The 291-nt window shown below is 53.6% G+C and carries 1 pseudogene; it reads right to left on the bottom strand.

What is annotated here, in order from left to right:
- Positions 1–291: pseudogene (locus ACYP03_RS25650) on the bottom strand (hypothetical protein); the annotation flags it as partial.

Raw genomic sequence — 291 nt, 5'->3', positions numbered from 1 at the left:
CGGAATTGCCGGAATACGGCTTGTCTGAGTCGTGTGCATAAGTAATGTACATTTCGTTCTATGACACGGAACTGGAAGTAAGTCAGTTCTAACACCAGCAGCAACAGGACGACGGACTGGGCTGAGCTGCCGCCTAAGTCGGCGCCGATGAAACCATCCTGAAAGACTTTGTAGACCATGGTGGTGGTACTGCCGCCTGGGCCGCCTGTGGTCATGGTGTCGATGATGCCGAAGGTGTCGAAGAAGGCATAAGTCAGATTGATCTCCAGCAGGAAGAAACCGGTGGGTGCC

The organism is Photobacterium sp. R1 (assembly GCF_054600795.1).
Note: the sequence above shows the minus strand (reverse complement) of the source record. Positions and strands in the feature narration are given on the sequence as shown.